Source organism: Actinomycetospora aurantiaca, assembly GCF_037401875.1.
Lineage (GTDB): Bacteria > Actinomycetota > Actinomycetes > Mycobacteriales > Pseudonocardiaceae > Actinomycetospora > Actinomycetospora aurantiaca.
Map to the genome: position 1 here is coordinate 125,754 of NZ_JBBEGN010000007.1, position 13,074 is coordinate 138,827.

The following is a 13,074-nucleotide window of genomic DNA, read 5'->3' on the forward strand; positions in this document are numbered from 1 at the left end:
CACGTGGACCGCTGGGCGTCCGGCATCGACACGGCGTGGTTGCAGCTCGAGCAGGAGACCAACCGCATGGTGGTGCACGGCGTCCTGTTCTGCGACGGGCCGCTCGACCTCGACGCCCTGCGTGCCCGGGTGCAGGAGCGGTGGGTCGCGGTCTATCCCGGGTTCCGGCAGCGCCCGACGTGGCCGACCGGCCCGATCGGCCCGGCCCGGTGGGTCGACGCCCCGCCGGACCTCACGCGGCACGTCACCACCATGACGCTGCCCGCCCCGGGGGACGACGGTTCGGCGAGCGGAGCGACGGGACGAGGAGACGCAGCGCTGGCCCGCCGGATCGGTGAGCTCATGTCCACCCCGCTGCCGGCGGACCGCCCGTGGTGGCGGATGGAGGCGATCACCGGGTACGACGGCACCGCGCTGCACGTGGCGATCCACCACGGACTGGCCGACGGCGTCGCCCTGAGCCATCTCTTCCACGCCCTCGCCGACCCGGTCTCCGACCCGCGCACGCCCGCGGCCTACGCCGCCCCGCCGCGCGAGGCGCGACCGGTCCACGACGTCCGGCTCTTCCGTCGGGAGGTCCGCGACCGCGCCGCGTCGCTGTGGGCGACGGTGCGGCGGTCGGGCACCCCGGAGGGGGCGTCGGAGCTGGCCGCGACGGGCCGGGCGATCGGGCACTCGGCGTCGCTGCTGGCGAGCCCGCCGCGGGAGAAGCCGTCCCCGCTGCAGGGGCGGCCCGGCGTCGCGAAGGCGGCCCGGTGGACCACGTCCGTGCCGCTCGAGGACGTCAGGGCGGCCGGGAAGGCCGCCGGGGGCAGCGTCAACGACGTGCTCTGCGCCGCGATCGCCGGGGCGCTGCGGACGTACCTCGGCGGCTCCGAGGGCTCCGACGTGCCCCGGCTGCGAGCGGTGATGCCGACGAACCTGCGTCCGCTGGACGCGCCGATCTCCGCCGAGCTGGGCAACGAGTTCGGCCTCGTCCTGCCGCCCCTGCCCACCGACGAGCCCGACCCGACGCGCCGGATCGAGCGCATGCACCGCGCCATGGCGACGATCAAGCGCACCAACCAGGCCCTCGCGAGCTTCACCGGGATCGCGGCGGCCGGCCTGGGGACGCCGGCGCACACGCAGAAGCTGGTCGCCCGCTACGCCCGGGCCGGGTCGTTGATCGTCTCGAACGTGCCCGGGCCGCTGGAGGAGCTGACGATCGGTGACGTGCGGGTCCGCGACCTCATGTTCTGGGTCCCGTGCTCGGCCCGCCTCGGGCTGGGCGTCTCCGTGCTCTCGTACGCCGGCCGCGTCCGGCTCGGCGTCGACGCGGACCTCGGCCTGATCGGCGGCGAGGAGGGCATGGACCGGTTCACCGCGGCCCTCGAGGAGGAGGTGCGCGGGCTCCGCCCAGGTGGTTGAGCTCTGTCTACACGTCCGGCCGGTCGGCGAGCCGGGCCTGGAGCTCGTCGACCGCCCGCCGGAGCTGGAGCACCTCGCGCATGACGTCGGCGAGGGTCGGTCCGGCCGCCTCGAAGGGACGTGTGCTCGGCCCGGGCTCACCGGGATTGCCCTCGAACCGCGCCGAGGTCGGCGGGGTCGGACCGGTCGGCGTCGTGCCACCGGGCGGCGCCCCGCCGTCGTCGATGATCCCGGCGAACCGGCGGATGATGTCGAGGATCGCCTCGGGGTTCTCGCGGACGTCGATCACGGCGCCGTGTCGGCGGATGACGAGGTCGAGGACGCGGTCGTCGTCGGTCACGGCAGCGACTCCCTTCGCGAGCAGGTCGGTCGGACCCGCTCCCAGGTGGTGAGGACGGTCTTGCGCCCCCGGAGGACGGGGAGGGCGATGTGGCGGGTGAAGGGGTCGACGCGGCCGTCGGGGCGGAGGTTGTCCCACACGGCCACCCGCCCGGCGCGTGGCGCGACGAGGAGGTCGAGGGAGGGGAACTCGGTTCCGCCGCCCTCGTCGGGTTCCTCGAGGTAGATCAGCACGGTCCGTCGTCGCTCTCCGGCCGGGGAGCGTACCCAGTGCCCGGCGTCGTGATGCAGGCCGAAGGTCTCGCCGACCTCGTAGCGGGTCGCCTGCCAGGGGTCGAGGTGGTCCGGCTCCACCGCGAACCGCTCGGCGAGGCGGGACTCGATCCGGCCCGTCAGCGCGAGGAGTTCCGGCGGGAACCACCACTGGTCGGTGGTGGTGCTGGTCCGGGCGGGGCTGGAGGAGGTGACGAGACGTTCCTCGTGGCGCCGCACCACGGTGCTCGGACTCCAGTGGCAGTAGCGGAGCTCGTGCAGGACGGCGAGCCGCTCGCCGGCGTCGCAGAAGCCGTCGAGCAGGGCCACCGGGTCGGCGCTCATCGCAGGACCAGGTCGTCGACGATGTGTCGTTCGTAGTCGGCGACCGTGCGCCGGGTGCCGAAGGCGGGGTCGGAGGCCGCCCGGTCGAGGAACAGTGACCGCAGGCGCTCCAGCGACCGGTCGTGCACCTCACGCCAACCCGCGTGGTCGGCCCAGTGCGTCACCCGACGGGCCCGGTCGTACGCATGCCAGCCCAGGACGCGGTGCGGGTGGTACAGGTCGTACCCGTGGGTGAAGGCCCGCAGACCCGTCAGCACCTCGTCGCCGAAGAAGTAGACACCGGCGTCCAGGGGCACCGTGCGGTTGAAGGCACCCTCGGTCAGCACGAAGTGCAGGGAGAGGAAGTCGGCCGGCACCGGCGCGTGGCGATCCTGCCACCGCGGGATCGAGTAGCTGGTGAGGCGCGTGAGGATGCCGCCCTCGCGCTCGAGCGGGTAGATGGCGAACGGCCGGTGGTCGCGCCCGGCGGGATCGTCTGCGGGGTCGTAGGGAGGTAGGTACGCGGTCAGCAGAGGACGCTCGACCCCGGAGCGGCGGAGAGCCTCGTACATCCCGATGCCGAGCTCGTCCCAGCCGTCGACGAACCGGTGGTGCGAGTCGAGGAGGACCGTGTAGGGCTCGTCCCGCCACTGTGCCTGGAGCCGCCGACGGGCCCAGTTGCACCCCTCGCTGTCCTGGTGGTCCCACTCCTCGACCTCGAGATGGGGCAACCCCGCGAGCGAGGGGTCCCAGGCGTCGGAGGGTCCCCGCTGCCACAGGACCCGCACGCGGAGCCGATCCGGCCGGACCGCCCGCGCGTACAGGTCACGCAGTGTCGCCGAGAGTTCGCCGTCTCGGTAGGCCGGGATCTGGACGTAGACGTCCGGCGTCGGCGCACCCCCCATACCAGCGGAACCTAGTGACCCTGTGCAAGGAAGGCACAGGGCCGTTCGGGTGTCGCCGCGGAGGCGCTCTCGCTAGAACTCCGTGACGCCCGCGTCCGGGGCGAGCTCGTGCGCCGTGACGTATCGCGACTCGTCGGAGGCCAGGAACAGCACGGTCTGCGCGACGTCCTCGGGCATCGTGACGTCGACCGGGAGCAGGTTGGTGAACATCCCGGCCGGCCGCGGGTTCTCCGCCATCGCCTCGCCGAGCGCGGCCTGCATCGCCTCGCCGGTCATGCCCGTGACGACCCCCGTCGGGTGCACGCTGTTCACGCGGATCGAGTGCTGCGCGAGCTCCGCGGCGAACGCCTTCGCCATGCCGCGCACGGCCCACTTGCTCGCGGTGTACGGGACCATGAAGGGCTGCACCTTCAGGCCGGCCGCCGAGCTGATCACGATGACCGACCCGCCGCCCGCGGCCACGAGGTGCGGGGCACCGACCATGATCGTGTTCCAGGTCCCGGTGACATTGACGTCGAGGGTGTCGCGGAAGATCTCCGGGGTCACCCGGTGCCAGGTGCGCGGGATGCAGATGCCGGCGTTCGCCACCACCACGTCGAGCCGTCCGAGCCGGCCGACCGCGTCGTCGACGATCCCGCGCAGCCCCTCGAGGTCCCGGATGTCGACCTGTCCCGCGATCGCCCGCCGCCCCGTCTTCTCGACCAGCGCGACCGTCTCCTCCATCTCCGCCGGCGTCGCGGACGCGTAGTCCACCCCGGGCAGCGGCCCGCACACGTCGATGACGACGACGTCCGCGCCCTCCTCGGCGAGCCGGACCGCGTCCGCCCGCCCCTGCCCGCGGGCCGCGCCGGTGATCAGCGCGACCTTCCCCTCGACCCGTCCGGTCATGTGCCACTCCTCGAGGTTGTGTCCGATTCCGCAATTGATGGCGCTCAGTGCCATCAAAGATAGCCTGGGGGTCCAGTCCACCGGAGGGAGCATCCGTGACGGTGCACCAGGAGCACGCCATCGACCTGGAGGCCCTGCGCGCCCGCTACCGGGCCGAGCGCGACCGGCGGCTGCGCCCCGACGGCGAGGCCCAGTACACCCCGCTCGGCGCGGACCGCGGGGCCGGCGACCCCTGGGCGGGTGACGACGACGGGGACCGGGCGCCGGTGCACGACGCCGTGGACGCCCTGGTGGTCGGCGGCGGGTTCGGCGGGCTGGTCGCCGCGGCCCGCTTCCGGGACGCGGGCCTGGAGCGCATCCGCGTCGTCGACGCGGCCGCCGATCTCGGCGGGACCTGGTACTGGAACCGCTACCCGGGCGTGGCCTGCGACGTCGAGTCCTACATCTACCTGCCGCTGCTCGAGGAGGTCGGCGTCATGCCGACCCGCAAGTACGCGCCCGGCGAGGAGATCCGTCGGCACGCGCAGGCCATCGGCCGCCGCTTCGACCTCTACCGCGACGCCCTGTTCCGCACCGAGGTCACCGGCCTGGCGTGGGACGACGAGGCGGCGCGCTGGACGGTGCGCACGAATCGCGGAGACGTCGTCAGCGCCCGCTACGTAGTGATCTCCAGCGGGCCGTTCAACCGCCCGAAGCTGCCCGGCATCCCAGGCATCGCCGACTTCCGCGGCCACACCTTCCACACCAGCCGGTGGGACTACGAACACACCGGCGCCGACCTGGAGCGGCTCGCCGACCGCCGGGTGGCCGTCATCGGGACCGGCGCCACCGCGATCCAGGTCGTCCCGCACCTCGCCCGGGCCGCGCGCCACCTGCTCGTCTTCCAGCGCACCCCGTCCTGCGTGGACGAACGCGGTGACCGGACGACGGACCCGGCGTGGTGGGAGACGCTGGAACCAGGCTGGCAGCGGACCCGGCGGGAGAACTTCCTCGCGCTGGTCGACGGCCGGGAGGCCGGGGACGACCTGGTCGACGACCGGTGGACCGACACCGCCCCGGTCCGCGGCCGGCGGCGGGCCGCGACCGGCCGGGAGGACCCGGCCCTCGCCGTCGAGCTCGCCGACGCCGAGAAGATGGACGAGATCCGCGCCCGGGTCGACGACCTCGTCGACGACGCCGCCACCGCCGACGCGCTCAAGCCCTGGTACCGCCAGATGTGCAAGCGCCCGACCTTCTCCGACGCCTACCTCCAGGCGTTCAACCGCCCGGACGTCACCCTGCTCGACACCCGCGGGGCGGGCGTCGAGCGGATCACCCCGGACGGCCTGGTCGTCGACGGCGTGGAGCACCCGGTCGACACGATCGTCCTCGCCACCGGCTTCGAGCTCGGCGCCGATCCCGCCACCCGGGCCGGCGTCGACATCCGCGGGCGCGACGGACTGCCGCTCGCCGAGTACTGGGCCGACGGGCTGCGCACCTTCCACGGCTGGGTCAGCCGCGGCTTCCCGAACCTGTTCCACCTCGGCTCCACGCAGAACGCCGCCTCCCCGAACTTCGCGCACGTCCTGGAGGTGCAGGCCGAGCACGTCGCGGGCGTGGTCGCGGAGGCCGAGCAGCGCGGGGCCGTGCTCGTCGAGCCGAGCGCGGCCGCCGAGGACCGCTGGGTCGCCACCATCCGCGAACGCGCCGTGGACATGCAGGACTTCCAGGCCCAGTGCACCCCGGGCTACTACAACGGGGAGGGACGACCGCGGCGCCGCTCGGAGCAGTTCGGCGGGGGACCGGTGGAGTTCCACGCGGTGCTCGCGGACTGGCGCGAGCACGGGGACCACGACGAGGTGTTCACGCCGCGGTGAACGTCGTGAGTCGCCCCCACCTCGGTCCCGCCGGGCCACCCCGGCCGCTCGCACCCGGCGTCACCGTCGCCGAGCTCGTGCCGTCGAACCCGCTGTGGGCGTCCAACGGGCTCGCGTTCGGCCCGGACGGCCGGCTGTGGATCGCGCAGTTCCTCGGCGGCACGGTGTCCGCGCTGGACCTGCGGACCGGCGTGCTGGAGCCGGTCCTCGGGCCCGGCGGCCCGCTGACCGCCCCCGACGACCTCGCGTTCGACGACGACGGCTCGTGCTACGTCGTCGACCTCCCGCCCGGCCTCGTGTGGCGCCGCGACCCCGACGGCGGAATGGCGGTCGTCGCGGACGGCGTGCTGGCCCCGGACGGCATCGCGACCCACCGCGGGCGGCTGTTCGTCAACGAGCTCGCCCCGGACGGCCGGCTGCTGGAGATCCTTCCCGACGGCCGGTCGCGCGAGATGGCACGCGGGCTCGCCCTGGGCAACGCGATGGCGGTGGGCCCGGACGGCCGGCTGGTGTACCCGCACCTGATGGGCGGCGAGGTGTGGGCCGTGGAGCTCGACGACGGCCGTCCGGAGCGGCTCCTCGCCGGGCTGGACCGCCCGGTGGCGGTGCGGTTCGACGCGGCCGGCCGGATGCTGGTGCTGTCGAACGCCGACGGGTCGGTGCTGGTCGACGGGACGGACGTGGTGCCGACCGGGATCGTGGGCGCCGACAACCTCGCCGTCGCCCCGGACGGCACCTGGTACGTGACCGGGGCCTTCACCGGCGGCCTGGTCGCGGTCGCCCCCGACGGGTCCCGACGCCAGGTCCTCCCGCCGGGACTGGTCGGGCCCTTCGGCCTGGCCTCGGTCGGCGGGCGGCTGCTGGCGGCCGACCACCACACGCTCGCCGAGCTCGTCGACGGCGGGGTGCGCGCCCGGGAGGTCGAGATGCACGGGCTGCGCGGGCTCGGCGTCGTCGGGGACGAGGTCGTGGTGACGACGGAGCACGGGGAGGTCCGGCAGGGACCGGTGGACGGTGGGTGGCGCCGGGCCGCGGCCGGCCTCGCCCGGCCCTGCGGGGTGGTGGCTGCGTGCGGCGAGCTGCTGGTGGCGGAGTCGGGCGCGGGCCGGGTCGTCCGGATCGGCCGGGCGGCGGAGGTCGACCCGGTCGTCTCGGACCTGGACGGGCCGGCGGACCTCGCCGAGGCCGACGGCGAGGTGTGGGTCAGCGACTCCGTGCGGGGCCAGGTGGTGCGGCTGCACGACGGCGCGGTGGTCGCCGCCGGACTGGCCCGCCCCGAGGGGCTGGTGGCGCACGCCGGTGCGCTGTTCGTCGTGGAGGCCGCCGCGGGCCGGCTCACGCGCGTCGACCCGCCCACCCGGGCGACCACCCCCGTCGTCGGGAACCTGCCCCTGGCCTCCCTCCCGCCGCACGTGTTCGGCACCTCGACGATCGCGCAGCGCCCGACGCCGTACGCGGCGCTGACCGTGCACGAGGGCGACCTGGTCGTCGGTCTGACCGGCACCGGAGGTGCGCTGCGCGTGTGCGTGTAGCTACGCGAGCGGCTTGCGGCCCCGGTGGTGGATGCGGTCCTTGGCGAGGATCACCAGGCCGCCGAGGACCAGGACCAGCGCCATGTCCTGCGCGAGCCGTTGCAGGCCCTGCAGGGCGAGCCCCCAGTCGAGCGCCGCGACGCCCATGCCGAGCACACCGCCGGCCGGGACGAGCGCGAGCGCGATGAGGGCGCCGGCGAGCACCGCCTGGCGGAACGAGGTGATGATCAGTAGCCCGGCAACCGCACCACCCGCGGCGACCAGCCAGTCCGCGGCCGTCGGGTCGATGACGAGGTGCATCCCCTCGCTGCTCGCCAGCGTCTTCGGCGAGGCGAGCCCGAGGGCACGGAGCACCAGGAACGCGAGCCCGCCACCGACGGCGAGCAGCACGTAGCCGACGACCACCGACACGAGGGCGCGCCGGATCGCGTAGGCACTGCGGCGGACCAGGGCCACGGCGAGCTCGCCGACCGGCTCGAACGCCGGGGCGAGCACCGCGGACGCGGCCAGCGCGAGCGCCTGCGGCACCGGAGGGGACAGCAGGCCGGCGACGGCGATCGCGCCGCCGATCGTCATGAGCAGGAGGTAGTTCGACGAGAGCCGGCCGTGGTGGCGCAGCCGGCGCTCGAACTCCTCCCACGGCGATTCGTCCGCGTCGTCGTCGATGGCGCTCTGGGCGCCGGTGGCGACCATGCTCTCGATGCCGCCGGTGACCACCGTGATCGGCCCGTGCCGCTCGGCGCGGGCGGCGGTGGACAGCACGTCGTCCACCGCCCGGTTGAGCGCGTGCACGGTGATGACGTCGCCCTCGGGCTTCACGCCCACCCCGCGGTGGACGTAGACCGAGAGCACGCCGTCCAGATAAGAGAGCGCGTCCAGCGCCTCGTCCGTCGCCGCGCTCGGCACCGACAGTTCGACGGTGTGGTGCACCGCGCCTCCTCCGTGGTCCGCCGCTCGCCCCGCCTCGGGGCGCCCCGCGATACCCGAGCCGGACGACGCCCACACGGGGAACTCACGGGCCGGAACCCGGCGTCAGGCGGTGCAGTCGCCCTCGGTGAGGTCCGCGGCGACCTGGCAGGCGGAGGCCTGGTCCGGGTCGACCGCGGCGAGGCGGGCGAGGAGGTCGCGCAGGAGGTCCTGCTCCTCGGGACGCAGCGGGGCGAGCAGGTGCTCCTCGGCGTCGCGCAGCCGGCGCTCGAGGTCGCAGAGCCGGGCCCCGCCCGCCTCGGTGATCTCCACCCGGCGGGCGCGGCGGTCGGCGGGGTCGGGCCGGCGCTCGATCAGGCCGGCGGCCTGGATCTCGTCGAGCAGGTAGGTCATGACGGTGCGGTCGACGCCGAGCTTGCGCGCGAGAGCCAGTTGCGAGGCCGGTTCCCCGCGGGCGACGGCGGCCAGCACCTGGTAGCCCCGCGGCCCGCCCGGGAGCCCGCCCATCACCGTCTGCGCGGTCCGCAGGTGCGCGCGTGCCACCCGGCCCAGGGCCCAGCCCAGGTCCGACTCCACCTGCCGCGGCGTGCTCACCGTCTCAGGATAGGCGGTTGCGCAGGGAATCGGTGGGACAGATAGTCTGTTCGACAGAACATCTGACTTGCCGCACACCAGGAGATCGAGTCATGAGCCTGCTCCGCATCGACAGCAGCATCCGCACGCAGGGGTCGATCAGCCGCGAGGTGCTCGACAGCCTCGAACGCTCCTACGTCGAGTCCCACCCGGGCACCGGGGTGGTCCGCCGCGACCTCGGCCGCGAGCCGATCCCGGCCGGGACCTGGGCGGCGGCCACCGCCGCCGGGATGACCCCGGAGGACCAGCGCACCGACGAGCAGCGGGACGCCCTCGCGACGGCCGCGGCCCTCGCCGACGAGCTCCTCGCCGCCTCCTCGGTCGTCATCGGGTCGCCGCTCTACAACTTCGGCATCGCCGCGCACCTCAAGAGCTGGGTCGACCTGCTCATCACCGACCCGCGCTTCGCGCCCGGCACCAGCCCGCTCGCCGGCACCGAGGTCGTCCTCGTGGTCAGCCGGGGCGGTGGCTACGGCCCGGGCACGCCCCGCGAGGGCTGGGACCACGGCACCGGCTGGATCACCCGCATCCTCGCCGACGTGTGGGGTGCCGACGTCCACGTCGTGGAGGCCGAGCTGACCCTGGCCGACGTCGTCCCGGCGATGGCCGAGCTGCGCCCCCTGGCCGCGCAGAACCGGGCCGAGGCCCACGAGGCGGCGGCGAAGATCGGTGAGGTGCTCCGCAGGTGAGCACTCATCCGTGTCCGGACACGGATGAGTGCTCACCTGAGCGAAGCTCACATACTGCGCCGGTACTGCCCGCCCACCTCGAAGAACGCGTCGGTGAGCTGGCCCAGGGAGCAGACCCGGGCGGCGTTCATCAGCTCGGCGAACACGTTCTCGCCGCTGGTCGCCGCCTCCTGCAGGCGGCGGATCGCCTCGGCGGACCCGCCCTGGTGGCGGGCCTGGAAGTCGTCGAGGCGCTGGAGCTGGGAGGTCTTCTCCTCCTCGGTGGCCCGGGAGAGCTCCAGCTCCGGCGCCTCCTGCTCGGCGTCGGCCGGCGGCAGGAACGTGTTGACGCCGATGATGGGCAGCGAGCCGTCGTGCTTGCGGCCCTCGTAGAGCATCGACTCGTCCTGGATCTTGCCGCGCTGGTAGCCGGTCTCCATCGCGCCCAGGACGCCGCCGCGCTCGGCGATCCGGTCGAACTCGGTGAGCACGGCCTCCTCGACGAGGTCGGTGAGCTCCTCGATCACGAACGAGCCCTGCAGCGGGTTCTCGTTGAGCGAGAGCCCCCACTCGCGGTTGATGATCAGCTGGATCGCGAGCGCCCGGCGCACCGACTCCTGCGACGGGGTCGTCACGGCCTCGTCGTAGGCGTTGGTGTGCAGCGAGTTGGCGTTGTCGTACAGCGCGCAGAGCGCCTGCAGCGTCGTGCGGATGTCGTTGAACTGCATCTCCTGCGCGTGCAGGGACCGACCCGACGTCTGGACGTGGTACTTGAGCTTCTGCGAGCGCTCGTTCGCGCCGTAGCGCTCGCGCATCGCGACGGCCCAGATGCGGCGGGCCACCCGGCCGATCACGGAGTACTCGGCGTCCATGCCGTTGGAGAAGAAGAACGACAGGTTCGGCGCGAAGTCGTCGATGTCCATGCCGCGCGCGAGGTAGGACTCGACGTAGGTGAAGCCGTTCGCCAGCGTGAAGGCGAGCTGCGAGATGGGGTTCGCCCCGGCCTCCGCGATGTGGTAGCCGGAGATCGACACCGAGTAGAAGTTGCGCACCTTGTGCGCGATGAACCACTCCTGGATGTCGGCCATCATCCGCAGCGAGAACTCGGTCGAGAAGATGCAGGTGTTCTGGCCCTGGTCCTCCTTGAGGATGTCGGCCTGCACGGTGCCCCGGACGTTCGCCACCGCGTGGGCGACGAGCTCCGCACGCTTCTCCTCCGAGGGCTCCTCGCCGTGCTCGGAGCGGTAGGTGTCGACGACCTGGTCGATCGCGGTGTTGAGGAAGAACGCGAGCACCGTGGGGGCCGGCCCGTTGATCGTCATCGACACGCTCGTGGTCGGCGACGTCAGGTCGAACCCGGAGTAGAGCACCTTCATGTCGTCGAGCGTCGCGATCGACACCCCGGAGGTGCCGACCTTGCCGTATACGTCCGGGGGAGTGGCCGGGTCGCGGCCGTAGAGGGTGACCGAGTCGAACGCCGTCGACAGCCGCTTGGCCGGGGAGTCCTCGGAGAGGTAGTGGAAGCGCCGGTTGGTGCGGAAGGCGTCGCCCTCGCCGGCGAACATGCGGGCGGGGTCCTCGCCCTCGCGCTTGAACGCGAACACGCCCGCGGTGAACGGGAAGTGCCCCGGCAGGTTCTCCGCGCGCAGGAAGCGCAGCACCTCGGCCTCGTCGGTGAACCGGGGGAGCGACACCCGATTGACCTTCGAGCCGGACAGCGTCTCCCGCGTGAGCCGCGTCCGCAGCTCCTTGTCCCGGACGTGCACGACGAGGTCGTCGCCGGCGTAGTCCTCCTTCGTCTGCTCCCAGCCGTCGATCAGGTCGGCGGCCTCGCGCGGCAGCGCGCGCTCGGCCTCCTCGAGCACGGCCGGCAGCTCGCCGGCGTCCCGGTCGCCCAGGGCCTCGGCGGCCGCGCGCAGCGCCGCCCGACGGCGGGCCGCGACCACCATCTCGTCGGTCTGCGCGTGGTAGGCCCGGACGGTGCCCGCGACGTCGGCGAGGTAGCGCTCGCGGTCGGCGGGGATGGCCGAGCCGGCGAACGTCGAGACCGCGGTGTCCGGGATCTCGAGGTGCCCCGCCCCCTCCGGGAGCCCCTTGTCCGCCAGCAGCGAGACGAGCTTGCCGTACAGCGCGGTGACGCCCTCGTCGTGGAAGGTGGCGGCGGAGGTGCCGTAGACCGGCATGTCCTCCCAGTTCGCGCCCCACGCGTCACGGTTCCGGACGATCTGGCGGGCGACGTCGCGGCGGGCGTCGTCGCCGCCGCGACGCTCGAACTTGTTGATCGCGACGACGTCGGCGAAGTCCAGCATGTCGATCTTCTCGAGCTGGGAGGCCGCACCGAACTCCGGCGTCATGACGTAGAGCGAGACGTCCGCGAACTCGACGATGCCCGCGTCGCCCTGGCCGATGCCCGGGGTCTCGACGATCACCAGGTCGGCGCCCGAGGCACGGAGCACCGCGAGGACGTCCGCGAGACGCTCCGGCAGTGCCGTGCCCGACCCGCGGTTGGCGAGCGACCGGAACGCCACGGGGCCGCCCAGCGCGTTCATCCGGATCCGGTCGCCGAGCAGCGCCCCGCCACCCCGACGGCGGGTCGGGTCGACGGCCAGCACCGACACCTTCAGCTTGTCCTCGCGGTCCATGCGGGTGCGGCGCACGAGCTCGTCGGTCAGCGAGGACTTGCCGGAGCCGCCGGTGCCGGTGATGCCGAGGACCGGCACGCTGCGCTCGGTGGTCGCGGCCTCGATCCGCTCCCGCACCTCGTCGGGCAGCACGCCGGCCTCGGCCATCGTCACCGCGCGCGCGACGACCGCGCGCTCCCCGGTGAACAGGCCCTCCCAGGACGAGGGCGCCGTGGCCGACAGGTCCTCGTCGCACTCGCGGATGATCGTGTTGATCATCCCGGGCAGGCCGAGCTGCTGGCCGTCCTGCGGGGAGAAGATCCGCGCGACGCCGTGGGCGTGCAGCTGGTCGATCTCCCGCTGGACGATCACCCCGCCGCCCCCGCCGTAGACGCGGACGTGCCCGGCGCCGCGCTCGCGCAGCAGGTCCACCAGGTAGGTGAAGTACTCGACGTGCCCGCCCTGGTAGGAGCTGATCGCCACCGCGTGCGCGTCCTCCTCGACCGCCGCGGACACCACGTCGTCCACCGAGCGGTCGTGCCCGAGGTGGATCACCTCGGCGCCCTGGCGCTGCAGGATGCGCCGCATGATGTTGATCGCCGCGTCGTGCCCGTCGAAGAGGCTGGCCGCGGTGACCACCCGGATCGGGTTGCTCGGTACGTGCAGCTCGGACTCGGCCATGTGCGGATCGTCCTCGGTCGTCGACGGGGTGCGGAGCGGTA

At 73.6% G+C, this 13,074-nt stretch carries 11 protein-coding genes; 4 read left to right on the plus strand and 7 right to left on the minus strand.

The genetic code is table 11. From position 1 onward, the window contains the following. Positions 1 to 3: 3 nt before the first annotated feature. Positions 4 to 1,407: a WS/DGAT domain-containing protein gene (locus WCD74_RS15945; protein WP_337695845.1), complete on the plus strand. Its 1,404-nt coding sequence runs from the start codon at positions 4 to 6 to the stop codon at positions 1,405 to 1,407. Positions 1,408 to 1,414: 7 nt separating this feature from the next. Here the strand turns inward: WCD74_RS15945 and WCD74_RS15950 are convergent, their stop codons facing one another. From WCD74_RS15950 to WCD74_RS15965, 4 genes are all read right to left on the minus strand, one after another. Continuing rightward, positions 1,415 to 1,747: a hypothetical protein gene (locus WCD74_RS15950; protein WP_337695846.1), complete on the minus strand. Its 333-nt coding sequence runs from the start codon at positions 1,745 to 1,747 to the stop codon at positions 1,415 to 1,417. Continuing rightward, on the minus strand, positions 1,744 to 2,343 hold the full coding sequence (locus tag WCD74_RS15955; RefSeq protein ID WP_337695847.1) for a 2OG-Fe(II) oxygenase: 600 nt from the start codon (positions 2,341 to 2,343) through the stop codon (positions 1,744 to 1,746). The genes WCD74_RS15950 and WCD74_RS15955 overlap by 4 nt, the downstream gene beginning before the upstream one ends. After that, positions 2,340 to 3,227 (minus strand): GlcNAc-transferase family protein, encoded by an 888-nt coding sequence (locus tag WCD74_RS15960; RefSeq protein ID WP_337695848.1) that lies wholly within the window; start codon positions 3,225 to 3,227, stop codon positions 2,340 to 2,342. The genes WCD74_RS15955 and WCD74_RS15960 overlap by 4 nt, the downstream gene beginning before the upstream one ends. 72 nt (positions 3,228 to 3,299) lie before the next feature. After that, on the minus strand, positions 3,300 to 4,115 hold the full coding sequence (locus WCD74_RS15965; RefSeq protein WP_337695849.1) for a mycofactocin-coupled SDR family oxidoreductase: 816 nt from the start codon (positions 4,113 to 4,115) through the stop codon (positions 3,300 to 3,302). 95 nt (positions 4,116 to 4,210) lie between these two features. On the opposite strand from WCD74_RS15965, the gene WCD74_RS15970 reads away from it, so the two are divergent. Beyond that, positions 4,211 to 5,971, plus strand: coding sequence for a flavin-containing monooxygenase (locus WCD74_RS15970; RefSeq protein WP_337695850.1), 1,761 nt, complete (start codon positions 4,211 to 4,213; stop codon positions 5,969 to 5,971). A 5-nt stretch (positions 5,972 to 5,976) separates the two neighbouring features. After that, positions 5,977 to 7,503, plus strand: coding sequence for a hypothetical protein (locus WCD74_RS15975; RefSeq protein WP_337695851.1), 1,527 nt, complete (start codon positions 5,977 to 5,979; stop codon positions 7,501 to 7,503). Here the strand turns inward: WCD74_RS15975 and WCD74_RS15980 are convergent, their stop codons facing one another. Continuing rightward, positions 7,504 to 8,433: a DUF389 domain-containing protein gene (locus tag WCD74_RS15980; RefSeq protein ID WP_337695852.1), complete on the minus strand. Its 930-nt coding sequence runs from the start codon at positions 8,431 to 8,433 to the stop codon at positions 7,504 to 7,506. Between the two features lie 102 nt (positions 8,434 to 8,535). Then, complete coding sequence (locus tag WCD74_RS15985; RefSeq protein WP_337695853.1) at positions 8,536 to 9,024, minus strand: MarR family winged helix-turn-helix transcriptional regulator; 489 nt, start codon at positions 9,022 to 9,024, stop codon at positions 8,536 to 8,538. Positions 9,025 to 9,116: 92 nt separating this feature from the next. Here WCD74_RS15985 and WCD74_RS15990 point away from each other — a divergent pair, with 92 nt between their 5' ends. After that, the gene (locus WCD74_RS15990) at positions 9,117 to 9,752 is read left to right on the plus strand and encodes an FMN-dependent NADH-azoreductase (protein WP_337695854.1); all 636 of its coding nucleotides are present in this window, start codon (positions 9,117 to 9,119) and stop codon (positions 9,750 to 9,752) included. 47 nt (positions 9,753 to 9,799) lie between these two features. On the opposite strand, the gene icmF is transcribed toward WCD74_RS15990, so the two are convergent. Further along, positions 9,800 to 13,033 (minus strand): fused isobutyryl-CoA mutase/GTPase IcmF, encoded by a 3,234-nt coding sequence (gene icmF, locus WCD74_RS15995; RefSeq protein ID WP_337695855.1) that lies wholly within the window; start codon positions 13,031 to 13,033, stop codon positions 9,800 to 9,802. Positions 13,034 to 13,074: the final 41 nt, after the last annotated feature.

Excerpts from the sequence above, each read along its gene's own strand:
- WCD74_RS15965 (WP_337695849.1), bottom strand. The coding sequence starts at position 4,115 with ATGACCGGACGGGTCGAGGGGAAGGTCGCGCTGATCACCGGCGCGGCC.
- WCD74_RS15955 (WP_337695847.1), bottom strand. The coding sequence starts at position 2,343 with ATGAGCGCCGACCCGGTGGCCCTGCTCGACGGCTTCTGCGACGCCGGC.
- WCD74_RS15960 (WP_337695848.1), bottom strand. The coding sequence starts at position 3,227 with ATGGGGGGTGCGCCGACGCCGGACGTCTACGTCCAGATCCCGGCCTAC.
- icmF (WP_337695855.1), bottom strand. The coding sequence starts at position 13,033 with ATGGCCGAGTCCGAGCTGCACGTACCGAGCAACCCGATCCGGGTGGTC.
- WCD74_RS15990 (WP_337695854.1), top strand. The coding sequence starts at position 9,117 with ATGAGCCTGCTCCGCATCGACAGCAGCATCCGCACGCAGGGGTCGATC.